At 35.6% G+C, this 24,561-nt stretch carries 24 protein-coding genes and 1 other annotated feature; of the genes, 19 read left to right on the top strand and 5 right to left on the bottom strand.

Annotated features, from left to right (window positions below):
* The first annotated feature begins 8 nt into the window (after window positions 1–8).
* From atpF to F3I00_RS06485, 12 genes are all read left to right on the top strand, one after another.
* Window positions 9–509 carry a F0F1 ATP synthase subunit B gene (gene atpF, locus F3I00_RS06540; RefSeq protein ID WP_003648564.1) on the top strand — a complete coding sequence of 167 codons (501 nt, stop codon included), beginning with the start codon at window positions 9–11 and terminating at the stop codon, window positions 507–509.
* On the top strand, window positions 509–1,057 hold the full coding sequence (locus F3I00_RS06535) for a F0F1 ATP synthase subunit delta (RefSeq protein WP_003648565.1): 549 nt from the start codon (window positions 509–511) through the stop codon (window positions 1,055–1,057). Before atpF ends, F3I00_RS06535 begins: the two co-directional genes overlap by 1 nt.
* Window positions 1,058–1,071: 14 nt before the next feature.
* Complete coding sequence (gene atpA, locus F3I00_RS06530) at window positions 1,072–2,583, top strand: F0F1 ATP synthase subunit alpha (protein ID WP_004897610.1); 1,512 nt, start codon at window positions 1,072–1,074, stop codon at window positions 2,581–2,583.
* Between the two features lie 17 nt (window positions 2,584–2,600).
* Window positions 2,601–3,557, top strand: coding sequence for a F0F1 ATP synthase subunit gamma (locus F3I00_RS06525; RefSeq protein ID WP_003648567.1), 957 nt, complete (start codon window positions 2,601–2,603; stop codon window positions 3,555–3,557).
* A gap of 22 nt (window positions 3,558–3,579) precedes the next feature.
* Window positions 3,580–5,022 carry a F0F1 ATP synthase subunit beta gene (atpD, locus tag F3I00_RS06520; RefSeq protein WP_003648568.1) on the top strand — a complete coding sequence of 481 codons (1,443 nt, stop codon included), beginning with the start codon at window positions 3,580–3,582 and terminating at the stop codon, window positions 5,020–5,022.
* A gap of 11 nt (window positions 5,023–5,033) precedes the next feature.
* Entirely contained in the window at window positions 5,034–5,474 is a 441-nt protein-coding gene (locus F3I00_RS06515; RefSeq protein ID WP_003647073.1) for a F0F1 ATP synthase subunit epsilon, read from the top strand.
* Between the two features lie 51 nt (window positions 5,475–5,525).
* Complete coding sequence (locus F3I00_RS06510; RefSeq protein ID WP_003648570.1) at window positions 5,526–5,759, top strand: DUF1146 family protein; 234 nt, start codon at window positions 5,526–5,528, stop codon at window positions 5,757–5,759.
* A 107-nt stretch (window positions 5,760–5,866) separates the two neighbouring features.
* Window positions 5,867–6,856 (top strand): rod shape-determining protein, encoded by a 990-nt coding sequence (locus F3I00_RS06505; protein ID WP_020807182.1) that lies wholly within the window; start codon window positions 5,867–5,869, stop codon window positions 6,854–6,856.
* Window positions 6,857–6,858: 2 nt separating this feature from the next.
* Entirely contained in the window at window positions 6,859–7,044 is a 186-nt protein-coding gene (locus tag F3I00_RS06500; RefSeq protein WP_003648572.1) for a DNA-directed RNA polymerase subunit beta, read from the top strand.
* Window position 7,045: 1 nt separating this feature from the next.
* Complete coding sequence (gene yidD / locus F3I00_RS06495) at window positions 7,046–7,339, top strand: membrane protein insertion efficiency factor YidD (RefSeq protein ID WP_020807181.1); 294 nt, start codon at window positions 7,046–7,048, stop codon at window positions 7,337–7,339.
* Window positions 7,340–7,351: 12 nt separating this feature from the next.
* On the top strand, window positions 7,352–7,579 hold the full coding sequence (locus F3I00_RS06490) for a DUF2969 domain-containing protein (RefSeq protein WP_003647078.1): 228 nt from the start codon (window positions 7,352–7,354) through the stop codon (window positions 7,577–7,579).
* 18 nt (window positions 7,580–7,597) lie between these two features.
* Window positions 7,598–8,794, top strand: a complete 1,197-nt coding sequence (locus tag F3I00_RS06485; RefSeq protein ID WP_003648574.1) for an FtsW/RodA/SpoVE family cell cycle protein — start codon at window positions 7,598–7,600, stop codon at window positions 8,792–8,794.
* 47 nt (window positions 8,795–8,841) lie between these two features.
* Here F3I00_RS06485 and F3I00_RS06480 read toward each other — a convergent pair whose 3' ends face one another.
* From F3I00_RS06480 to rpsD, 5 genes are all read right to left on the bottom strand, one after another.
* The gene (locus F3I00_RS06480; protein WP_020807180.1) at window positions 8,842–9,321 is read right to left on the bottom strand and encodes a universal stress protein; all 480 of its coding nucleotides are present in this window, start codon (window positions 9,319–9,321) and stop codon (window positions 8,842–8,844) included.
* A 57-nt stretch (window positions 9,322–9,378) separates the two neighbouring features.
* The gene (locus F3I00_RS06475; RefSeq protein WP_003648576.1) at window positions 9,379–9,663 is read right to left on the bottom strand and encodes a hypothetical protein; all 285 of its coding nucleotides are present in this window, start codon (window positions 9,661–9,663) and stop codon (window positions 9,379–9,381) included.
* Window positions 9,664–9,948: 285 nt separating this feature from the next.
* Window positions 9,949–11,247, bottom strand: a complete 1,299-nt coding sequence (locus tag F3I00_RS06470; protein ID WP_020807179.1) for a replication-associated recombination protein A — start codon at window positions 11,245–11,247, stop codon at window positions 9,949–9,951.
* A gap of 2 nt (window positions 11,248–11,249) precedes the next feature.
* Window positions 11,250–11,714 carry a YueI family protein gene (locus F3I00_RS06465; protein ID WP_020807178.1) on the bottom strand — a complete coding sequence of 155 codons (465 nt, stop codon included), beginning with the start codon at window positions 11,712–11,714 and terminating at the stop codon, window positions 11,250–11,252.
* 118 nt (window positions 11,715–11,832) lie between these two features.
* Entirely contained in the window at window positions 11,833–12,444 is a 612-nt protein-coding gene (gene rpsD, locus F3I00_RS06460; RefSeq protein ID WP_020807177.1) for a 30S ribosomal protein S4, read from the bottom strand.
* Window positions 12,445–12,724: 280 nt separating this feature from the next.
* On the opposite strand from rpsD, the gene ezrA reads away from it, so the two are divergent.
* The 7 genes from ezrA (at window position 12,725) to F3I00_RS06425 (ending at window position 24,559) form a co-directional block, all read left to right on the top strand.
* Complete coding sequence (ezrA, locus tag F3I00_RS06455; RefSeq protein ID WP_020807176.1) at window positions 12,725–14,452, top strand: septation ring formation regulator EzrA; 1,728 nt, start codon at window positions 12,725–12,727, stop codon at window positions 14,450–14,452.
* Between the two features lie 89 nt (window positions 14,453–14,541).
* Window positions 14,542–15,696 (top strand): cysteine desulfurase family protein, encoded by a 1,155-nt coding sequence (locus F3I00_RS06450; protein WP_020807175.1) that lies wholly within the window; start codon window positions 14,542–14,544, stop codon window positions 15,694–15,696.
* Between the two features lie 9 nt (window positions 15,697–15,705).
* Window positions 15,706–16,923 (top strand): tRNA uracil 4-sulfurtransferase ThiI, encoded by a 1,218-nt coding sequence (gene thiI / locus F3I00_RS06445; protein ID WP_020807174.1) that lies wholly within the window; start codon window positions 15,706–15,708, stop codon window positions 16,921–16,923.
* Window positions 16,924–16,974: 51 nt separating this feature from the next.
* Complete coding sequence (locus tag F3I00_RS06440; RefSeq protein ID WP_020807173.1) at window positions 16,975–17,676, top strand: pseudouridine synthase; 702 nt, start codon at window positions 16,975–16,977, stop codon at window positions 17,674–17,676.
* A 12-nt stretch (window positions 17,677–17,688) separates the two neighbouring features.
* On the top strand, window positions 17,689–18,792 hold the full coding sequence (locus F3I00_RS06435) for a glycerophosphodiester phosphodiesterase family protein (RefSeq protein WP_020807172.1): 1,104 nt from the start codon (window positions 17,689–17,691) through the stop codon (window positions 18,790–18,792).
* A gap of 212 nt (window positions 18,793–19,004) precedes the next feature.
* On the top strand, window positions 19,005–21,632 hold the full coding sequence (locus tag F3I00_RS06430; RefSeq protein WP_020807171.1) for a cation-translocating P-type ATPase: 2,628 nt from the start codon (window positions 19,005–19,007) through the stop codon (window positions 21,630–21,632).
* Between the two features lie 41 nt (window positions 21,633–21,673).
* Window positions 21,674–21,882: a binding site (T-box leader), on the top strand.
* A 37-nt stretch (window positions 21,883–21,919) separates the two neighbouring features.
* Window positions 21,920–24,559, top strand: a complete 2,640-nt coding sequence (locus F3I00_RS06425) for a valine--tRNA ligase (RefSeq protein WP_020807170.1) — start codon at window positions 21,920–21,922, stop codon at window positions 24,557–24,559.
* Window positions 24,560–24,561: the final 2 nt, after the last annotated feature.

Raw genomic sequence — 24,561 nt, 5'->3', positions numbered from 1 at the left:
GTTGAGACATGCAATTTATGTTTGCAGCCTTAAAATTAGAGTTAGGAGATACGCTTTACTATCTTCTGATCTTTGCAGCTCTGCTCCTTTTGGTTAAGCATTTTGCTTGGGGCCCAGTAACAAAGATGATGGAAAAGCGTCGTCAAAAGGTAATCAGCGACCTTGATCAAGCAGAAAGTGACCGTAAAAAGGCAGCTCTTCTTGCTAATCAACGTGAAGCGGCCTTGAAAGACTCTAAACAGGAGGCAACACAAATTCTTTCTACTGCAAAGAGCAATGCGGAAAAGACTAAGAGTAGTATTATTAGTCAGGCTGATCAAGAAGCTGCCGCAATTAGAGAAAGAGCATCTAAAGACGCTGCGCAAGCAAAAACAGATGCTTTAAACGAAGCTCGTGATCAAGTAGCAGATATTTCTGTAGCAATTGCTGAAAAAGTAATTAGTAAGAGTTTATCTGCTGCAGATCAAAAGGACTTGGTAGATCAATTTATCAAGGGGCTGAATGACTAATGGCTTTAAGTAGAGAAGAAATTGCTTCCAGATACAGTAAAGCTTTGTTTGCTTATGCACAGGATGCTAAAAAGCTTGATGAAGTACACGAAGATATGAATGTGTTGCTTCAAGTCGCTAAAGAGAATCCTGATATGCTACGCTTGTTAAGCGATCCAATTATTCGAAAGAATCAAAAAGAAGATTTTTTATCAAGTTTTAGTGGCGAGTTTTCTTCTGAGACAAAGAATTTTTTAGACTTTCTCTTAGAATATGGAAGATTCAATGCCTTGACTGAAATTATCAACGCATTTGATGCGCTCTATGATGAAGATAAAAATATTGCTTCTGGCACAGCAGTGAGTGCTATTAATCTTGATGAGGACGAGTTAAATCGTATTAGTCAAGCTTATGCTAAGAAGTATGGTTTTAAGAAATTGGTTCTGACAAATGAAGTGGATTCCAGTATCTTAGGAGGTATAATCCTCAAAGTCGGGGATCGCATTATTGATGGTTCGATAAGAACTAGATTGCAACAAATTCGTGAGCAATTAATTGAAAATAGATAAAAGAGGTGAAACCATTGAGCATTAAAGCGGAAGAAATTAGCGCTTTGATCAAGCAACAACTTGAGAAATATGATGATAAGCTCAACGTCAACGAAGTTGGTACTGTTACCTACGTCGGTGACGGTATCGCCCGTGCTCACGGTCTAAATAACGTATTATCAAGTGAATTGTTACAATTTTCTAACGGTTCATATGGTATTGCGCAAAACCTAGAAGCTAATGATGTTGGTATCATCATCTTAGGTCGCTTTGATGATATTCGTGAAGGTGACCAAGTTAAGCGTACTGGTCGAATTATGGAAGTTCCTGTTGGCGATCAATTAATTGGTCGTGTTGTGAACCCATTAGGACAACCAGTAGATGGTTTAGGTGAGATTAAGACTGATAAAACTAGACCTATCGAAAGTAAAGCTCCTGGTGTTATGGATAGACAATCCGTTAACCAACCTTTACAGACTGGTATTAAAGCTATCGATGCTTTAGTTCCAATTGGTCGAGGACAGCGTGAATTGATTATTGGTGACCGTAAGACAGGTAAAACTGCTCTTGCTTTAGATACTATCATTAATCAAAAAGGACAAGATGTCATTTGTATTTACGTTGCCATTGGTCAAAAGGAATCAACAGTTAAAAACTCTGTTGAAACCTTAAAACGATTTGGTGCTATGGACTACACAATTGTAGTAGAAGCTGGACCTAGTGAACCAGCACCAATGCTTTACATCGCTCCATATGCAGGTACTGCTATGGGTGAAGAGTTTATGTACAATGGTAAGGATGTATTAATCGTATTTGATGACTTGAGTAAACAAGCCGTTGCTTACCGTGAAATTTCCTTACTTCTTCGTCGTCCACCTGGTCGTGAAGCTTACCCAGGTGACGTATTCTACTTACACTCTCGTTTACTGGAACGTAGTGCTAAGCTGAATAAGAAACTTGGTGGCGGTTCAATGACTGCCTTACCATTTATTCAAACTCAAGCTGGAGATATTTCGGCATATATTCCAACTAACGTTATTTCCATTACTGATGGACAGATTTTCTTGGAAGCCGACTTATTCTTCGCTGGTACTCGTCCTGCCATTAACGCTGGTGAATCTGTTTCTCGTGTTGGTGGTAGTGCACAGATCAAGGCTATGAAGAAAGTAGCAGGTACATTGCGTGTTGACTTAGCTTCATATAGAGAGCTTGAAAGTTTCGCTCAATTTGGTAGTGATCTTGACCAAGCTACTCAAGCTAAGTTAAACCGTGGACGTCGTACTGTTGAAGTATTGAAGCAGCCACTTCATAAGCCACTTCCTGTTGAAGATGAAGTATTGATTCTTTATGCTTTAACACATGGCTTTTTGGATGCTATCCCTGTACCGGATATTCAACGTTATGAACTTGAATTATATGATTACTTTGCAAGTAACTATAATGACTTGCTTGATGTGATCCGGACAACGGGAGATTTACCTGAGGAAGATAAGCTTAACGAAGCTTTAAAGAACTTCAACGAAGGTTTTTCAATCAGTAAGAAATAGAAGAGGAGGTTTTTTCATTGGCAGAATCTCTCCTTGAACTGAAAAAAAAGATTGCTTCAATCCAGAAGACAGGTCAGATCACTGAAGCTATGAGAATGGTTTCTGGTGTTAAACTGAATAGAACTGAAAAGCTGGATCAAGAATATACTATTTATAACGATAAGGTTAGAGCAACAGTTTCTCACTTGATGAGTTCACAAATTGTGAAGCAATTAGGTAAAGAAACCAAAGAATATAACGAATTTGGTGGCTCTGCCAGCATCGATTATAGTAACTTTTTTGATTTAGGTACTCTTGCGTCTTTAGTTCAACCTCGTAAGAAAATTAAATCTACTGGTTACTTAGTAATTAGTGGTGATAGAGGTTTAGTTGGTTCTTATAACAGTCAAGTTATTAAGAATATGATGAGTATTTTTAAAGATGCTGATGCTCAAGATAAAGACGTTAAAATTTTGGCAGTTGGTAGTGTAGCAGCACAATTCTTTAAGAAACAAAATCTAAATGTTGTGTATGAATATAGCGGAGTAAGTGATGTTCCAACTTACAATGAAGTAAGAGACATTATCCAGACTGCTGTTAAAATGTATTTAAATGGCGTTTATGATGAGCTTTTCGTTTGTTATACGCACCACGTAAATACATTGACTTCTGCTTTTAGAGTAGAGAGCATGCTTCCAATATCTGACATTGATATTAATCATAAAGATACAATGCCAAAAGATTATATTATTGAACCAGATGTTGATTCAGTGCTAAAAACAGTTTTACCACAGTTTGCTAAATCAATGATCTTTGGTGCTATTTTGGATGCTAAAACTGCAGAACATGCCAGTTCAATGACTGCAATGCAGAGTGCATCTAAAAATGCTGATGATGTTGTATCTGGTTTGAAGACAAAATTGAACCGAGCAAGACAGGCACAGATTACTACCGAAATTACTGAAATTATCGGTGGAGCAAATGCCTTAGAATAAAATAGAAAAGGAGGTAGATGTTTTGGGTAAAGGCGAAATTGTCCAAGTTATTGGACCTGTCGTTGATGTGGAATTTCCACTAGATAAAGATTTGCCTGATATTAATAACGCCTTACGTGTCACGAATAACAATGGTGATACTCTTGTTCTTGAAGTTACACTAGAACTTGGTGATGGTGTTTTAAGAACTATCTCAATGGAATCTACCGACGGTTTGAGACGTGGAATGGAAGTTGAAGACACTGGTGCTCCAATTTCTGTTCCTGTTGGTAAAGATACTTTAGGACGTGTCTTTAACGTATTAGGTGATCCAATTGATGGTGGTCCTGCTTTAGGTAAAGATGTAAAACGTGAAGGTATTCATAAAGAAGCACCTAAGTACGATGAGTTAAGTACGAGTGAAGAAATTCTTGAAACTGGTATTAAAGTTATCGATTTGCTTGAACCATATGTTCGTGGTGGTAAAGTTGGTCTATTCGGTGGTGCCGGTGTTGGTAAGACAACTATTATTCAGGAATTAATTCATAACATCGCTCAAGAACACGGTGGTATTTCCGTATTTACTGGTGTTGGTGAAAGAACACGTGAAGGTAATGACCTTTACTTTGAAATGAAGGCATCTGGAGTTTTATCAAAGACTGCCATGGTCTTTGGTCAGATGAACGAGCCACCTGGTGCCAGAATGCGTGTTGCATTAACTGGTTTGACTATTGCGGAATACTTCCGCGATGTTGAAGGTTTGGACGTATTATTGTTTATTGATAATATCTTCCGTTTCACTCAGGCTGGTTCTGAAGTTTCAGCTCTTCTTGGTCGTATGCCAAGTGCCGTTGGTTATCAACCAACTTTAGCAACTGAAATGGGTCAATTGCAAGAACGTATTACTTCAACTAAGAAGGGATCTATTACTTCTATTCAAGCTGTTTATGTTCCAGCTGACGACTATACCGACCCAGCTCCAGCAACTACATTTGCTCACTTGGACGCTACTACTAACCTAGAACGTCGTTTGGTTGAACAAGGTATATATCCAGCTGTTGATCCACTTGAATCAACTTCTAGTGCATTAGATCCAGAAGTTGTTGGTGAAGAGCACTATGAAGTTGCTGTTCAAGTTCAGCATATTTTGCAACGTTATCAAGAATTGCAAGACATCATTTCCGTTTTAGGTATGGATGAATTATCAGACGATGAAAAATTAATTGTTGAACGTGCAAGAAAGATTCAATTCTTCCTTTCGCAAAACTTCTTTGTTGCTGAACAATTTACTGGTCTTCCAGGTTCTTATGTTCCAATTAAAGAAACAATTAAAGGATTCAAGATGATCATTGATGGTAAGTTAGATGATCTTCCAGAAGATGCTTTCCGTAACGTTGGTCCGATTGAAGACGTTGTCAAAAAGGCTGAAAAGATGGGAGTTACTCCTAAAAATCCTGAAGCAAAAGCAATGCTAGAAGCAAAGTAGGGTGATGCGTTATGGCAGATCCAGAAAAGATTTTAAAAGTTAGCGTTGTAACACCAGATGGAATTGTCTATTCTCATAATGCAACTATGGTAGCAATGAGAGCAATTGATGGTGAACGTACGATTATGTATGATCACCTTCCAATCGTTACTCCTTTAGCTATTGGTGAAGTTCGAGTAAAGAGAACGCATGAAATGAATGATCGTGTTGACCACATTGCTGTTAATGGTGGTTACATTGAATTTTCAAATAATGAAGCAACGATCATAGCAGATAGTGCAGAACGTGCGCGCAACATCGATGTTGAACGTGCTCAATCAGCTAAGAAGCGTGCTGAACAACACATGCAAGAAGCTAAAGAGAAACATAACGAAAGAGAAATGTTAGAAGCTGAAATTGCTTTGCGTCGTGCAGTTAATAGATTACATGTACGTGAAAATTACGGCAAATAATAGAAGAAAAAGACGAACATCTTGTTCGTCTTTTTTTATGGAGAAAATTATATGATGAAACAAGTGGGAGTTCATGCTGTTGTTAGTCTTATTACATATTTGGTAACTATTGCATTTTCTTTTAAGGCTGTAAAAGGATTGAGAGTTGATCAATTATTCAAGAAAGGTCATACTTTTGAAATTCAAATCTTTTTACTTTTTATTTCTATTGCATTAGGTTTTTTAGTAGGGCAATTTATTTTAGCCTTAGTAGATCAATCACTTGCTTTAAAGATGTTTTTTTAAGGATTTTCATAAGAAATTGTTTAGAATGGCAGTTCTTTGTACTTGTTCTTAAAGTAAAGCGGTATTTATGTTACAATTTTTAATGATTAAATACTGGAGGCACTAGCGTGGCAAGAGATATAGGAATTGATTTAGGAACCGCAAATGTTCTAATAAATGTATCCGGCAAAGGGATTGTTTTGAATGAACCTTCTGTTGTTGCTGTTGATACTGATAAAGATAAAGTTGTCGCAGTCGGTACTGAGGCATATAAGATGGTAGGACGTACACCAGGTAATATTAGAGTCATTAGACCATTAAAGAATGGTGTTATTGCTGACTTTGACATCACAGAAGAGATGCTCAGCTACTTTATTGAAAAATTAAATGTAAAAGGTTTTATGTCTAAACCAAATATTTTGATTTGTGCTCCTACAGGGGTTACTTCAATTGAGCAAAAAGCAATTATTCAAGCAGCTGAAAAATCTGGTGGTGGACGTGTATATTTAGATTTTGAGCCTAAAGTAGCAGCTGTTGGTGCTGGCCTAGATATTTTTAAACCTCAAGGAAATATGGTTATTGATATTGGTGGTGGTACGACAGATATTGCTGTTTTGTCAATGGGAGAAATTGTAACTTCTCGTTCACTTCGTTGGGCTGGTGATAAGATGAATCAGGCCATTGCAAGTTATATTAAGAGAAGCAAGAATCTTTTGGTTGGTCAACATACTGCTGAGCAGATTAAGATTCAGTTAGGAACTGCTTTTGAGGCTGATCCAACTAAGACAATGACTGTCCGAGGACGTGATATGGTTGATGGCTTGCCAAAGCAGGTATCAATCAATGAGTTAGAAGTGCAAAAAGCTCTTGAAGATGGATTAATGTCAATTGTTGCAGCAACAAAAGAAGTTTTGGAACAAACTCCACCAGAATTATCGGCGGATATCATTGATCGTGGTATTATGCTGACTGGTGGTGGAGCTTTGCTTAAGAATATTGATAAATTGATTACTTACTATCTTCAAGTCCCTGTGTTAAAAGCCGACGATCCATTAGAAGCTGTAGCAAATGGTACAGGTGTATTACTTAAAAATATTGAAAATCACCAGAGACACTAATTATGAATAGAGAAAGTTTTGATTTTTCATTAGTAAATAAACATTTAAAAAAAGTGGGAAAGATAATTTTGTATTTGTTTGTGACAATGCTTTTAGGAGCACTTATTGGATGCGGTGTTGCAAGCGGTAATCCTTTTGCAATTTTCTTTCCTAGTACATGGGTTCATTTTTTTGAATTTTTAAGTTAAAATGAATAAATTGTTAATTGGGTTGGTAAATGTTTATAAGAAGTTTATTTCTCCAATTTTGCCACCAACATGTAGGTATTATCCTACATGTTCAACTTATATGATTGACGCTTTAAAAAAGCATGGGGCAATTTTAGGCTTAATAATGGGAATATCGCGAATAATACGCTGTAATCCTTTTGTTAAGGGAGGAGTAGATCCAGTACCGGATTATTTTACCCTGCGCCGTAATCCGCATCCGGAACGATATGAAGATGAAATTATTGCGCAGGCATTTCATTCGAATAAAAAGTAGGAGAATATATATATGTCTAGAAAATTGGAAAGTATTGATATTGAAGTTAATGAAAGAAAGGGCACTCCTATGCCTACATGGGAAGTTATTATTCCAGGTAAGCGTTCTATTGGAATTATTGAACAAGAAGAGGAACGCTATCATGTAGTATCTTCTAAAACTAACCATAGCCTTTACTCTAAGACGTTAGAAAGTGCTATTAATGAATTACTTTCATACTTTACTTTGCATGAAAAATAAACAAAGTAGGGATATACAATGACAAAAGTTGAAAATAAAGCAGATTGGTATGATCGCATCGCATGGGGTGTTGTAGTTCCAGTCTTTTTATTAGCAGTCATCAGTCTGTATGGTATTTGGGTGGCAACAGTAAATGATCCCAAGATGGGAAGTCCCAAAAAAGCTGTTTTAATTCAAGCTGTATGGTATTTAGTTTCAATTGGATTAGTAATTTTTGTGATGCAATTTGATGCAGAACAGCTTTTTAAAATCGCGCCCATAGCTTATGGTATAGGTATCATTTTATTAATTGCTGTGCTGTTTTTATATAATAAGCAGGTGTTTCAAGATACTGGTGCAAAGAGTTGGTTTAAACTTGGACCATTAACTTTTCAGCCATCCGAGGTAATGAAACCGGCTTTCATTTTGATGCTAGCCAGGGTAGTAGAACGACATAATGAGCAATATGCCCATACTTTTAAAACTGATTGCGTTTTAATTGGAAAAATCTTTGCTTGGCTAATTCCAGTTGCAGTTTTACTAAAGTTGCAGAATGACTTTGGTACTATGCTTGTGTTTTTTGCAATTGTTGGTGGAGTAATCTTAGTTTCAGGAATAAGCTGGAAAATAATTATACCAGTCTATGGATTAGTTTTTATTATTGGCGCGGCAGCTATTCTTTTGGTTACTACACCTGGGGGACAGGCATTTTTAGGAAGTACGTTTAATTTTAGAGCTTATCAATTTCAAAGAATTAACTCTTGGCTTAATCCTTCTCAAGATACTTCATCAGGTGCCTATCAGTTATGGCAGAGTATGAAGGCAATTGGGTCTGGTCAAATTTGGGGCCATGGTTTTGGAAAAGTGAGTGTCTATGTTCCAGTTAGAACATCAGATATGGTTTTCTCAGTAATTGGTGAATCATTAGGATTTGTTGGATGCTGTGCTTTGATTTTGATTTATTTCTATCTAATTTTTCAAATGGTTAAAATTACTTTTGAAACAAGAAATGCATTTTATTCATACATTTCTACTGGGATTATTATGATGATCTTATTCCATGTTTTTGAAAATATTGGAATGGGAATCGATCTATTACCTTTAACTGGTATCCCGCTTCCGTTTGTTTCTCAAGGGGGATCTGCCTTGCTGGGTAATATGATCGGTATTGGACTCATTTTATCAATGAAATGGCACCATAAAGACTATATTTTTAGTACTGCAGGAGATTTTTAAGTTAAAAAAAGACCTTGTCCATTTAGGATAAGGTCTTTTTGGTACCGTTAATTTTCTTGATTTTTCTTAATATCTTCATTTTGTGCGGCTGGCTGACGGATTACTAGAACATCGCAAGCTGCAGTACGAGTAACGTATTCCGTAATACTACCGATTAAAAGTCTTTCAACAGCGTTTAAACCAGTGGCACCTAGAATAATTAAGTCAATATTGTGTTCTTCAGGAAATTCATGAGCAATGATATTCTTTGGAGAACCAAATTCGATTGAGTAATGAACATCTTTAACACCGGCATCTTTTGCGCGGTTATAATATTCTTCGATTTTAGTTTTTGCCTCTTCAGATACTTGTTCAACCATTGCAGAATCAAAGCTTGAAACATCTTGAAAGGCACGTGTATCTACTACGTGAAGAATTTCAAGAGTAGCACCATTTCTTTTGGCTACTTCAACAGCTTTGCTAAATGCAACGTCAGCTTCTTTAGAACCATCTACGGCAACTTGGATATGTTGGTATTGTTTTAACATGTTGATCACCTCTCCATCAATATTTTACCAAAATTTGATTTAAATAGAGTAATAAAACTATTCATTTAAATTCATAAAGGTGAAAGAAAAAATTGAAATAGCCATTGCAGCAATGATCAAGGTAATGAAATTAAATATTTTGGGTAAAGTAAACAAGATAATAATTCCAATAATACCGGTTAAAACTAGTACTAAACTTGTTACTGTAAACAAAGTATTGATTTTGCTGTTTCCAATAAAAGTAAAAATGATAAATTGTCCCTTGTTCTTACTTCTAACTAAATACCAAGCTGTAATAAATACTAATAATATAAAAATTAGCATTAAGACTTTTAATACCACTTATGTAAACCCTCACTTAATAAAAAAAGCGGCTTACGCCGCTTCCTTAAATTTCAATGGAATCTGAGTTGACTGCAACGTAATGACGCTTGTTGAACCCGCAGTGTTCAATATTTGAATCTATGTCGCAGTGAATATGGATCCTAGATTAGACTAGTATTCCGATTCAGATGTTATTCATAAATTCCAACGTCTTTAGTTTGATCGGTCAACTTTGTAATTAGGTTGATCAACTCAGATCAACTATATTCTAGCAAAGATACAGTTAATGTCAACAAATTGAATTTACTTTTGTAAGCCGTCATGTTGCATCTTTTTAAGTCGAAGATACTGTCTTTTAAGTGCATCTTCTATTTTTGAATTACCCTTAGGTTTAAAATAAGATACATTTTTTAAATTATCAGGTAAATATTGTTGGGCAACCCAATCTCCTTGGTAATCATGTGGGTAGACATATGAAACTCCATGGTTTAGGTTTTGTGCTCCTTTATAGTGCGCATCTTTTAAACTATCAGGTATAGGATCATTTTGCTTATTTTGAATGTCACTTATTGCAGAATCAATTGCAACAATTGCACTATTGCTTTTAGGAGATAAACAAAGTTCAATAACTGCATTTGACAAAATAATACGTGCTTCTGGAAGGCCAACCATTTGTGCAGCTTGAACTGCATTAACGACGCGGCTGCATGCAGGTGGATTTGCTAAGCCAATATCTTCATATGCAATTACTAATAAACGCCTGCAAATTGCTACTAGGTCGCCTGATTCACAAAGATTACCTAAATAATAAAGGGCAGCATCAGTATCAGAGCCGCGAATTGATTTTTGAAATGCAGATACTAAATCATAATGGCCATCACCACTTGCATCGTAGCTTTGGGACTTGAATTGAATGGAATCTTGCATTTCTGCTTTATCAATAATTAATTTATCTTTAGGAGATTTAGTTTTTTTCTCTTGATCAGTTGATAAAACAGCTAATTCTAAGGCATTAAGCGTTGATCTTAAGTCGCCATTTCCTTTGTCTATTAAAAGGTTACGAGCATCTTTTGTTAGTTCAACATTGTACTTTCCTAAACCATTTTCAGAATCGGTAAGTGCACGATCAATTGCCTTCGAGATATCAGTACTTTTAAGTCGATGTAATTCAAAAATCTGACACCTGGATCGAATAGCAGGAGAGATGGATATATATGGATTCTCTGTTGTTGCTCCAATTAAAATAATATTACCTGATTCTAAAAGCGGAAGAAGAAAATCTTGCTTGGTCTTATCCAGTCGATGAATTTCATCCAAAAGAAGAATAACTGTGCCACTCATTTTTCCTTCTTCAGCAACAATTTGAAGATCCTTTTTCGTATCTGTTGCTGCGTTAAGCTTTCTAAAAGCATATTTGGTAGAACCAGCAATTGCACTGGCAATACTAGTTTTTCCAATACCTGGGGGACCGTAAAGGATCATTGAAGACAATAGTTTGGCTTCAACCATTCTTCTAATTATTTTTTTATTTCCTACTAAATGTTCTTGTCCAACCACTTCATCTAAGTTCTTGGGTCGCATACGAAAAGCAAGAGGTTTCATCTTTAATCCTTTTTTCTAAATAATCTATTCCAGAAACTTTCTTTTTTGGATTCGGAAAGTTGTTCATGAGGAGCTTCTGGAGCATAAACTTGACCAATTTCAATCCGATAATGATTAATAGCAGTTTTTGAAACTACTAAAACGCCAGTAGCGTTTGGCTCATCTTTTGCTGTATCATCATTTATTAAGGTAAATTTTATATCTTGCTGCGAACATAAGCCCATTAATTTGTTGATAAAATTGTTTTGAGGCATTTTTCCATTGATTAAAATGGTATATCCCTTGAAATCATTAATATGTTTTAAAAACAGGGTATCTAAGGTTGGATTATTGGTTTCTTCTACAGTCATTCGTACTAAAACTCGCTCTCGTAGAGAACCTAAATATCTTCTTCGCTCATCTGGGCAAGTTTGAGGAGTAATCCCCTTAGCAGCATTTTCAAGTCGTGTATTTAAATCTTCAGTCATAATTTTGTTTTCCTTTTTATGGTTAAAAGCTTTATTCTTAGTGTAGCAAAGTAGAAGAGGAGAAAACAAAAAAGTCTTCCCGCAATTGGAAAGACTTTTTGTAATGAAGCAGTAAATATTAAAGCTTCTTGTTGTACCATTCAACGATAAGAGCTTCATCAACTTCTGGTTCCATTTCGTCACGTTCTGGAAGACGAACTAAAGTACCAGTCATCTTGCTGTCGTCAAATGAAACAAATGGTGGACGTGATACAACTGCATCTAAAGCGTCCTTAACTTGTTGCAAGTTCTTTGACTTATCTCTTAAGCTGATTTCTTGACCAACTTTAACTTCGTATGAAGGAATGTCAACACGCTTGCCATCTACTAAGATGTGACCGTGGTTAACAAGTTGTCTAGCTTGTTCTCTAGTTGAAGCTAAACCTAAACGGTAAACGATGTTGTCTAAACGTCTTTCAAGTAAAGCCATAAAGTTAACACCGTGCTTACCTTCACGAATCTTGCCGGCACGGATGAATAAGTTTTGGAATTGACGTTCATTTAAACCAAACATCCAACGTAACTTTTGCTTTTCCTTTAATTGTTGACCATATTCAGAAACCTTAGCACGGTTGTTAGGACCATGATCACCAGGTGCGTAGTTACGACAGCTAATTTCCTTACCAGTACCTGAAAGTGAGATACCTAAGCGTCTTGAACGTTTCCAACTTGGACCAGTATATCTTGACATAAAAAAATCCTCCATAAAAAATAGTAATTTTTTGGAGTAAAATATGAGAAATAAGTTCAACATTCGTGCATCTCAAGTTGCATGTTTCGCCCAGTGCAGCGCGGGTTACTCGTTCACTAAACGCCTCAAGATGTTGACGTTCTTGTCACTTATTGCTGCAAATATTTTACACGAAGACTATTATAGTAAGAAATATAATTTAAAGCAAGTAAAAGTAAGGATTTTCTAGCTGGGATTGAGATGAAGTCTGGTATAATTAATATGAAATATGGAGGGTATTATGTCATCAGGGTTATCTATTCTTATTATTGTAATATTAATTGCTATAATTGCTGTAATTGCTACAGTTGTTATCCTTAATAAATATTTTAATCACCAGATTGCGGAATTAGATGCGCTAACTGATGAGTTAAAAGATTTGAGTGTTGAAGAAGACATCAAGCGTCTACAAAAGATGGAATTAGCCGGTAAAAGTTTAGAGACTTTTAAAAGATGGCAAAAAGTATATCAAAAAGTTGATACTAAAGATGTTGGAGAATTGAAGCATCTTCTTGAACAAGCAGCGGGACTTAACGCAAAGTTTAATCTGATAAAAACGCATCAACTAATTAAAGAAGCAACTGAACTATTGCAAACTAATCAAGATAATGTTGAACGTAGTAAACAAATATTTACTAATTTATTAGAAGCAAATCGTGATAATCAAAAACACTATGCTGCATTATCAAAAGATTATCAGCAACTACGCAAGAAAATTTTGTCGCAGTCTTTTAATTATGGAAATGCAATTGATCAAATTGAAGAAGATTTAGCAACCTTAGAGAGTGATTTTCAGACTGCCAAGAATTTGTCTGGTGAGGGAGATCATGAAGAAGCTAAAAGGGTATTGACTAAGATTGATACTAAACTTACATCATTAAAGACTGATCTTCCTAAAATAGAGAACTTTGATCAAGAACTAAAAAATGTTTTTCCAGATCAACTCAATGAGCTTAGCAATACTTATCGTCAAATGGTAAAAGACAAGTATAAGATTACAGAGGTTGATGTTTTAGAAGAGATTAAAAGCTTAAGAGAATTAGTTGATGAAAATAAAAAGAGCCTCAATAAACTAGATCTTGCAAAGGTTGAGAAGAGTAATAAAGAAGTAAGTACAAGAATCGATAGTTTGTATGATATTCTTACTAAAGAATTTAAAGCACGACCGTTTGTTGACAATAACCAAGATAAAATTGTGCAGATTCTCTCTCATATGAGTAATGCATCTAATCAGCTTGTAGCTAAATTAGAACATGTTGATCAGAGTTATGAATTAACGCACGGTGAACTAGCTGAAGCTAGGCAACTAAAAAGTCAGGTCAGCCGGATGAATGCCGATTTTGATGTTGATTGTCAAAAAATTGCTGATGGTGACGGTGTTTACTCACAAATTGAAAATAAATGGTTAACAATGCTTGATAGTTTAAAAGAAATTGAAAAGACTGAAAAGAGACTTTCAGGCGATGTAGACGGATTATTTGACGCGGAAAAAATTGCTAACGATTCTATTATTCATTTCAAACAAGAAGTTTCTTTGGTTTATCGAAAAGTTGAACGGCGCCGATTACCTGGAAAACCTGAAAGTTTCATTCAAATGTATACTTTAGTCTTGAATGAAGTTAAGCATACAGATAATGAATTGAATCAAGTTAGAATAAATATGGAAAAAATATCTAGTGAATTGATCCAAATTCAAGAAGATATAGAACGCTTAAAGAAAGAAGCCGATGAGATTCTAAATTCCGCTGACCTGGTTGAGCTAACTATGCAATATTCTAATAAGTATATTTCAAATCCAGAGATTAAGCGTGCTCGCAAAGAAGCTTATGACTTGTATCAAAATAAATATGAATATAAGGAAGCGCTAGACGTAATTGCGACTGCCTTAGAAAAGGTTGAGCCTGGGAGTTATCAAAGAATTGAAAAAGAGTATTATAGCGAGCAGGAAGAAGCCGAAGAAGAAGAGTAAATGATTGAAGCGATAGACTTTTTAAGTTAGTATTTTATATGATTATCAAACGACCATTTTAATGGTCGTTTTTTAGAGGAGAAAGAAAATTGATCTATTTTGATAATAGTGCTACAACTGCTGTTTATCCTGCAGTTTTGGAAACGTATGACAAGGTAACAAAGGATATTTGGGGAAATCCTTCAAGTCTACACAAAATGGGAGATCGTTCACACCAACTTTTGGAAGCTTCTAGAAAGCAAATTGCTAGTTTATTAAATGTAAAACCACATGAGATCTTTTTTACTTCAAGTGGAAGTGAATCAGATAATTGGGCTATTAAAGGGACAGCTTTAGCTAAGAAAGAATTTGGAAATCATATTATTACTTCAAGTGTTGAGCATGCTGCTGTTTCGAACTCAGTACGTGCTCTTGAAGACTTAGGTTTTCGTGTGACTGTTCTACCAGTTGATAAGAATGGTCAGGTTGATCCAGATGATTTAAAAGCTGCCCTAGATAAGGAAACTATTTTAGTTTCAATTATGGGTGTAAATAATGAAATCGGTACAATCCAACCAATTAAGGAAATTAGTAAGGTATTGGAAGATTATCCTAATGTTACTTTTCACGTTGACAATGTCCAAGCCTTGGGAAAAGATATTTGGGATGAAGTATTTACAAATAGAGTTGATTTAATGAGTTTATCAGCTCATAAGTTTCATGCACCTCGCGGTGTTGGTATTCTTTATAAAAAAGAGGGCAAGATGATCAAGCCGCTAATTGATGGTGGTGGTCAAGAAAAGGGCTTACGCTCTAGCACAGAAAATTTGCCTGCAATTGCGGCTACCGCTAAGGCAATGCGTTTATATTTATCAGATGAAAAAAAGAATGCAGCACAAGAACTAGCAGTTAAGAAAAAAATCATTTCTTATTTAGATGGAAAGCCAGGAATTCATATTTTCTCTCCGATAAATGATAAATTTATTCCAAGTGTTTTATGCTTTTCTTTAGAGGGGATTCGTGGAGAAACTCTAGTTCATACGCTTGAATCTAAGGAAATTTATGTTTCCACTACTAGCGCTTGTTCTTCAAGAAGTGGCGTTGAGAGCGGAACCTTAAATGCAATGAAGGTTGAAGATGATTTAGCAACTGGTGCGATTAGATTAAGTTTCGATCCAAGTAATACTATTGAAGAAGCTGAGCAATTTATTTCAGTTTTTGATAAAATATATAAGCACTTCGCTGAAATTAATCATTTGAAATAAGGTGAAAATATGCAATATACAGAAGTAATGGTTCGCTATGGCGAGCTATCCACTAAAGGAAAAAATCGTAAAGATTTTATTGGGAGATTAGCTGGTAATGTAACAAGAGCTTTGCAAGATTTCCCAGAAATTGAAATACATCCTAAGCATGATCGAATGCATATTGTCTTGAATGGAGCTCCATTTGATAAAATCGATCAGCGATTAAAACTTGTTTTCGGTATTCAAACTTATTCGCCAACTATAAAAGTCGAGAAAAATCTTGATGCTATCAAGAAGGCTTCCCTTGAATTGATGCAAGCAACTTTTAAGGATGGAATGACTTTTAAAGTTAATACTAGACGCAGTGACCATGAGTTTGAATATGACACTAATCAATTAAACGCTATGATTGGTGACTACTTATTTGATAATATGGATAACTTAAAGGTAAAGATGAAGAAGCCTGATTTAGTCTTGAGAATTGAAGTTCGTCAAGATGCAATTTATATTTCAAATCAGCTTCTCCACGGTGCAGGTGGGATGCCAGTTGGTACAGCAGGTCGAGCAGTTATGATGCTATCAGGTGGAATTGATTCTCCAGTGGCTTCTTATTTAGCAATGAAGCGTGGAGTTGAAATTGATATGGTTCACTTCTTTAGTCCACCATATACTACTGAAAAAGCACTCGCTAAAGCAAAGGAACTTACTGGGATTTTGGCTAACTATTCTGGAAAAATCAATTTTATTGCAGTACCTTTTACTGAAATTCAAGAACAAATCAAAGAGAAATTACCAGAAGGTTATTTGATGACCATTCAGCGTCGCTTTATGCTTCAATTAGCAGATCGTATTCGCGCAATGCGTGGGGGTTTAGCAATTTTTAATGGAGAATCAGTTGGTCAAGTAGCTTCCCAAACGTTGGAATCAATGGTTGCGATTAACGATGTTACTTCAACACCTGTTCTTCGTCCGGTAGCCACAATGGATAAAACTGAAATCATTAAGCTAGCTGAGCAAATTGGTACTTTTGATCTTTCTATTGAGCCATTTGAAGATTGTTGTACTATTTTTGCGCCACCTCGTCCAAAGACTAAGCCTAAGTTAGACGAGGCTCGTAAGTTGGAAAACAGACTTGATGCTGAAGGGATGATTCAACGCGCAATTGATGGAATGGAAATTACGCCAATTTATCCAAATCAAAAATTCTTGGATGATAAGGCTCAAGAAGATGCAGACTTATTGTAAAAAAAGTGCTAGCAACCGCTAGCGCTTTTTTGGTTTGAGAAAGATATAGAAATGAGAATTGACAAGTATTTAGCTAATATGAATGTTGGCTCGCGTAAAGAAGTTCATAGTCTTATTAAAAAGAAAGTTGTGATGGTTAATGGAGAACTAGTAACTACGCCAAAACAACAAGTTAAAGAAGACGATTTGGTGGTAGTTGATGGAAATGAAATTGCGTACCAACAGTATCATTATTTTTTATTAAATAAACCTAAAGGTGTGATTTCAGCTACTGAAGATAGAAGTCAGCAGACGGTTATTTCATTGCTTAAAACAAAAGATCGTTATCAAGGTATTGCTCCAGTAGGTAGACTAGATAAAGACACTACAGGTTTATTGCTTTTAACAAATGATGGAGCTTTAGCCCATGAGCTACTTGCTCCCAATAAGCATGTGACTAAAGTATATCGTGCTAAAATTTCAGGTGTAGCAAGTGAAGAAACAATTAAAACATTTGCTAGTGGTATTACCTTAGGCGATGGTACAAAATTAAAACCAGCAAAATTAGAAATTTTAGCCCAAGATAAAGTTCATGATTTATCGCAAATTGAGATTCAAATTCAAGAAGGAAAATATCATCAAATTAAGCGAATGTTTGGAGCGGTTGGCATGAAGGTCTTAGAACTGGATCGAATTTCAATGGGTAAATTATCTTTACCGACTGACTTAAAACGCGGACAATATCAAGAAATTACTCGAGATAAAATTAAGTAAGGAAATTTAAATATGAAAAAAATTATTTTTGTAATTTTCTTTATTTTAGTTTTTCCTTTCACCTGTGGCTTTTTAAATATTGCGCATCGCGGAGATAATGAACAGGGTAAGTTTGCTGAACATAGCTGGATGGCTTATGACCGAGCGCTTTGCGCACAAGTTGATTATTTAGAACTTGACTTACAAAAAACTTCAGATAATGTTCTGGTAGTAAGTCATGATGATAATTTGAGTAGAGTTTTTGGCGTTGATAAAATTATTGCCGATTATCCATATCAAGAATTACTTTCGTATAAAAATCAAAATGGTGAATCTCTCCATAGTCTTGGAGATGTATTTAAACGTTATCAAAATTCAAATGTAAAATTCATGATTGAACCTAAAGATAACAGTGAAGAAGACATTAAGCTGTTACTTAATTTAATTAGACAATATCATTTAGAAAATCGTGTATTATTAGAGTCATTTTCTAAAACAGCCTTGATGCAAATCTCTAAAATTAATCCTCAAATTCCTACAATGCAATTAGCTGGTGAATTTAATTTATCACCTTCAACGCAATATTATGCTAATAATTTTTATTCTAAAAAAGTGGCTGACTACTTAAGTGAGCATGATAAAAAGTATTTACTTTGGGGCGTTAATAAAAAAGTGCAAATGAAACAATATTTGCAGCTAGATAAGAATGTGTCGGGTTTGTTAACTGACTACCCAGTTGAATTAGCAAATATTTTACATAGCAATGATATTTTTAAAAGAAATTATGAAGCTAGTTCTTTTCCTAGTAAATCAATTTTTGGTCTGATGTATTTAAAAAATGGAAGTTCAGTTGAAGTTGATCAGGTTAAAATGAAAGATAATCAGCTTTTTTATCATGTTAGGCCTGATCTTTGGCTAAGTGATCATAATTTAAAAAATTCGGATCACTCTGCTCCTAAAGCACAGACTGGAAAAATTAAGCTTCAAAAAGAAACCTTGATTTATACAGATCCTTCTTTAAAAAAATATTCTGGAAAGAAATTACCTCAAAACAGTACATGGAATTATTTTGCGGTGAAAAAAGTACATGGAAAAACTGTTTACAATCTAGGTGGAGCGCAATGGGTAAAACAATAAAGTTTTAATTGCTAGTTTACGTAAAAAATGGTAAACTTATATTCAACATATATAGGGAGTAACCGGCATAAGGTGTATTTATGGCGTCAAAACGAAATTAATTTTTCCGCTGTAAGTTTAAATGGTGAGACTATTGGCTAAACGTTTTTGTTCAGACAATGGTCTCTTTTTTTATGCCAAAGTCTGTTTTTCCTATTAGATGGAGGGTTTAAGTGAAAGCATACTATCGTGAAAGCAAAGAAGAGCTTATCAAAGAATTAGGAGCTAATGAAAAGCAGGGGTTAACCAATAAAGTTGCTCAAGAAAAATTAGCACAAGTAGGGCCAAATGCTTTAATCGAAGGTAAGAAAAAAGGTATTTTAGAAGTCTTTTTAGAGCAATTTAAAGATTTAATGGTCATCATCTTGATTGTTGCCGCTGTGATTTCTGCGTTTACTGGTAATTTAGAAAGTACTGCAGTTATTATTGTTGTTTTAATTTTGAACGCAATTTTAGGAACAGTCCAACACGTTAAAGCTGAAAAATCATTAGAAGCCCTAAAGTCTTTGTCAGCACCTGTGGCAAAAGTTTTAAGAGATGGTAAAAAACAAGAAATTGCCGCAAAAGATGTTGTTCCTGGCGATATTCTTTTACTTGAGGCAGGCGATCTAGTTACTGCTGATGGTAGAATTTTAGATAATTTTTCATTACAAGTAAATGAAAGCTCCTTAACTGGTGAGTCAACTAATATTGATAAATTAGATACAACTTTTGATAAAGAAGTTCCCTTAGGAGACAGAGTAAACATGGTTTATTCTAGTTCGCTTGTAACATATGGACGAGCAAATGTCTTAGTTACAGCAACTGGAATGGATACTGAAATCGGTAAGATTGCCACCTTAATGAATGAAACTAAGGAGCGTAGAACGCCTCTTCAAGTTTCACTTGATCAATTTTCATCACGCTTGGCAACCGCAATTTTGATTTTCTGTGCCTTGATCTTAGGATTACAAATGTGGCGTGGTCAACCTTTACTAGACGCGCTATTATTTGCAGTAGCACTAGCTGTTGCTGCTATTCCAGAAGCTTTAAGTTCAATCGTTACAATTGTTCAAGCTATGGGAACGCAAAAAATGGCTAAGGAACATGCCATTATCAAAAATTTAGCAGCTGTTGAATCATTGGGTTCGGTTTCTGTAATATGTTCTGATAAAACTGGAACTTTAACTCAAAATAAAATGACTGTTGAAGATATTTACATTGGTGGTAAAGTTCTTAAGCCTGAAGAGCTTAATTTGAGTAATCAGTTACATCGTTATTTACTATATGATGTAGTTTTGAATAATGATGCTAGTTTATCTGATGGTAAGAAGATTGGTGACCCAACAGAATCCGCATTGCTTGAAATGTATCGTAAGGTACCAGGAATTGATCTTGGAAATGGAAAGCTAGGTTTATCAGAGAGCGAATTAAGAAATCACTTAGATCGTTTAGAAGAAGTACCATTTGATTCTGACCGTAAGTTGATGAGTACTAAGCATTTAATTCATACTGTTCCAACAATTTTTGTTAAAGGAGCAATCGATATCTTGCTTAAGCGCTGCATTAATATTCGTTTTGGGGATAAAGTGCGACCACTAACTGAGCAAGACCGAAAGAATATTTTAGCTCAGAATAATCATTTTTCAGAAAATGGTTTAAGAGTGCTTGCATTTGCATATAAAGAAAGCGATGAGGAGTTATCTGCCGATACTGAAAAAGACTTAACTTTCATTGGTTTAGTTTCAGAAATGGATCCACCGCGAGAAGAAAGCGTCGCAGCCGTTGCTCGCGCAAAAGAGGCCGGTATCAGAACGGTAATGATTACAGGTGACCATAAGGTTACTGCGGTAGCTATTGCTAAAAAGATTGGTATTTTTAACGACGGAGATATTGCTTTAACTGGTTTAGAGTTAGATGCTTTAAGTGATGAAGAACTAGACCAAGAAATTGAAAAAGTCGCAGTTTATGCTCGTGTTTCTCCAGAAAACAAAATTAGAATTGTTAACGCGTGGCAAAGAAAAGATCATATTGTATCAATGACTGGTGATGGCGTTAACGATGCTCCCGCCCTTAAGAAAGCTGACGTTGGTGTAGCAATGGGTATCACAGGTACAGAAGTATCAAAAGATGCAGCAAGTATGATTTTAACTGATGATAACTTTGCTACAATTATCAAAGCTGTTGCAAATGGTAGAACAGTTTATGAAAATATCAAAAATGCGATTGGTTACTTATTATCGGGTAACTTATCGGCAATTATTACCGTTTTATTTGCTTCAATTGCTGGATTGCCAGTACCATTTGTTGCAGTACAACTTTTATTCATTAACTTAGTTACTGATTCGCTTCCAGCTTTAGCAATCGGAATGGAGCCAGGAAATCCTGATATTTTAAAGCGTAAACCACGCGATCCTAAAGCTAGTTTGTTAGATAAACCATTTGTTACTCAAATCAGTACGCAAGGCTTCTTAATTTCGTTAAGTGTTATTACTGCATTCTTAATTGGCTTAAAAGACAGTCCTGCAATTGCATGTACTATGGCATTTTCAACTTTAACATTTGCACGTTTGCTTCACGGTTTTAATTGCCGTTCACAACATAGCATTTTTAAAATTGGATTTAAAAACAATTGGTACAGTTTAGCAGCCTTTGCATTGGGCACTGCACTTTTAGTCTTAATTCTCTTTGTACCAACACTTCATGGCTTATTTGCTGTTCAACCATTAAGCGGACAAGAAGTTTGGCTAATCGTGATTTTAGCAATTATTCCGACAGTTTTAATTCAGTTGGTAAAAGTAATCAGAGAAAATAGAGGTTAATTCTCACCTTTTCTCTTGTTTTCTTTCATGCTATAATTATAAACAAAGCAGGAATCAAGAGGAGTAAATTCGTATTACAGAGAAAAGTCAGTATGCTGAGAGACTTCAGAATTTTACGAGTAGCTTGATTAGCTGATTAATTGAACTTTAGTAGGTTAATCCGGACACTTCAGCACCGTTATCGCTTATAAGAGAGGTATACAATTGTATACTTAACGTAGGTGGTACCGCGGAAAATTTCGTCCTAGACAATTATTGTCTGGGACTTTTTTATTGGAGGAATTTTAATGACAGATTTAGCACCTAAATATAATCCTAATGAGGTTGAAAAAGGTAGATATCAAGAATGGCTTGATGAGGATCTTTTTAAGCCATCTGGCGATAAAAAGGCTCACCCTTATTCAATTGTTATTCCACCACCAAATGTAACTGGAAAATTACACTTAGGACACGCTTGGGATACCGCAATTCAAGATACATTAATTCGTTTTAAGCGAATGGAAGGCTATGATACTCTTTACCTTCCAGGTATGGATCATGCTGGTATTGCTACTCAAGCTAAAGTGGAAGCAAAGTTGCGTAAACAAGGTAAAGACCGTCACCAGATGGGACGTGAAGCTTTTGTTAAGCAAGTTTGGGACTGGAAAGATGAATATGCAAATATCATCAAGGGTCAATGGGCTAAAATGGGACTATCTCTTGATTATTCAAGAGAAAGATTTACTTTAGATAAAGGTCTTTCAAAAGCCGTTAGAAAAGTTTTCGTTCAATTATATAACGAAGGACTAATTTATCGCGGTGAATATATTATTAACTGGGATCCAGAATTACAAACTGCTCTTAGTGATATTGAAGTTATTCACAAAGACGATAAGGGTGCATTTTACCATGTAAAATACCCATTTGCAGATGGATCAGGCTTTGTTGAAATTGCAACTACTCGTCCTGAAACTATGTTTGGTGATACAGCTGTAGCTGTTGCACCAGGGGATGAGCGTTATAAAGATATTGTAGGAAAAGAATTAGTTCTTCCACTTGTTGGTCGTCATATTCCAATTATTGAAGACCAACACGTAGATCCAGAATTTGGTACTGGTTTAGTTAAGATTACGCCAGCGCACGATCCTAACGACTTCCAAGTAGGTAACCGTCATAATCTTGAAAGAATTAACGTAATGAATGATGACGGAACTATGAACGAAGAAGCTGGTAAGTATGCTGGTATGGATCGTTTTGAAGCTCGCGAGGCTCTAGTTAAGGACTTAAAGAAAGAAGGATACTTAATTAAAGTTGAACCAATTGTTCACTCAGTTGGTCACTCTGAACGTTCTGGCGTTCAAGTAGAGCCTAGACTTTCAAAGCAATGGTTCGTTAAGATGAAGCCACTTGCCGAAGAAGTTCTTAAGAATCAAAAGACTGATGGTAAAGTTAACTTTGTGCCAGAGCGATTTGAAGGTACTTTGAACCACTGGATGGAAGATGTTCATGATTGGGTAATTTCTCGTCAATTATGGTGGGGTCACCGTATTCCAGCTTGGTACAACAAGAAGACTGGTGAAACTTACGTTGGCGAAGAAGCACCTAAAGATATTGAAAACTGGGAACAAGATCCAGATGTTCTAGATACTTGGTTCTCAAGTGCACTTTGGCCATTTTCAACATTAGGCTGGCCAGATACTGATAATCCAGACTTTAAGCGTTACTTCCCAACTAACACTTTAGTTACCGGATATGACATTATTTTCTTCTGGGTATCAAGAATGATCTTCCAAGGTCTTCACTTTACTAAGAAGCGTCCATTTAAAGATGTTGTTTTGCACGGTTTAATGCGAGATGAACAAGGACGCAAGATGAGTAAATCACTTGGTAATGGTGTTGATCCGATGGATGTTGTTGATAAGTATGGTGCCGATGCTCTACGTTGGTTCTTATTAAACGGTACTGCTCCTGGTCAAGACACTCGTTATGATCCAAAGAAATTAGCTGCTGCTTGGAACTTTATCAACAAAATTTGGAATGCAAGTCGTTTTGTAATTATGAACTTGCCTGAAGATGCAAAACCTGCTCACATGCCAGACACTACGCAGTTTGATTTAGCAGATAGCTGGATTTTTGATAGATTAAATCATACTGTATCAGAAGTTACTCGTTTATTTGATGAGTATAAGTTTGGTGAAGCTGGTCGTGAACTATACAACTTTATTTGGAATGACTTCTGTGACTGGTACATTGAAATTTCTAAAGTTGCTTTAAATGGTGATGATGAAGAATTAAAGGCTAGAAAGCAAGAAAACTTAATTTGGATTCTTGATCAAATTTTGCGTTTAATGCACCCAATTATGCCATTTGTTACTGAAAAACTATGGCTTTCAATGCCCCATGAAGGTAAGTCAATTATGACTGCTAAATATCCAGAAACTCATGCAGAATTTGAAAACAAGCAAGCTGATAATGACATGGCATTTTTAATTGAAGTTATCAAGGCTGTACGTAATATTCGTATGGAAGTTAATGCTCCAATGTCTTCACAAATTGACATTATGATTCAATTAGATGATGAAGCAAATAAACATATTTTGGATGACAATTTCGAGTATGTAGAAAACTTCTTGCACCCTAAAGATTTGCAAGTTGCAGCAGATATTGAGGCACCAAAGCTTGCAAAAACTGCCGTAATTCCAGGTGCTCAGATTTTTGTTCCATTAACTGAATTAGTTAACGTTGACGATGAACTTAAGAAGATGGAAAAAGAAGAAAAGCGTCTTGAAGAAGAAGTACAAAGAGCTGAAAAGAAACTTGCAAACCAAGGCTTTGTAGCTCATGCTCCTGAAGCTGTTGTAAACAAAGAGAAGGAAAAGAAAGCTGACTACGAAAGTCAACTTGCTGGTGTTCGTGAACGTATGAAAGAATTAAAGGAAAGTAAATAGAA

Source organism: Lactobacillus sp. JM1, from assembly GCF_009834385.1.
GTDB lineage: Bacteria > Bacillota > Bacilli > Lactobacillales > Lactobacillaceae > Lactobacillus > Lactobacillus paragasseri.
This window is presented reverse-complemented; position numbering and strand designations above follow the sequence as displayed.